This is a genomic window from Vibrio sp. 10N.222.49.C9 (assembly GCF_041474985.1).
GTDB lineage: Bacteria > Pseudomonadota > Gammaproteobacteria > Enterobacterales > Vibrionaceae > Vibrio > Vibrio crassostreae_C.
On record NZ_JBFRVD010000482.1, the window covers coordinates 1 to 283 of the forward strand.

1 pseudogene is annotated in these 283 nt (G+C 44.9%); it reads right to left on the reverse strand.

The features are described 5' to 3' along the window. Positions 1–191, reverse strand: a pseudogene (locus tag AB4585_RS24100) (Bcr/CflA family drug resistance efflux transporter); the annotation flags it as partial. Positions 192–283 lie beyond the last annotated feature (92 nt).

Here is a 283-nt window from a genome sequence, read left to right on the forward strand (position 1 = left end):
CTTAAACGGCTGGTCAGATAATTACCTAACAGATAACCCGCTGGAGTTAGCGCAAAATACAACCCAAAAGCGGATGGAGACAAGCTATAGTGCTGAGTCGCAATCAGTGGACCTGCGGATAAAAAGATAAAAAACGCGCCATTAGACAGCATGGTAATCAAGGAATTACTGATGAAGTATTTATCTTTCAAGAGCACTCTAAAGCCCCGATTGCGTGTCGTTGGCGTCCGATGTATTTTTGGCGCTGTCTCGCCCATATCAAAATACGCTAGCACACCCACAA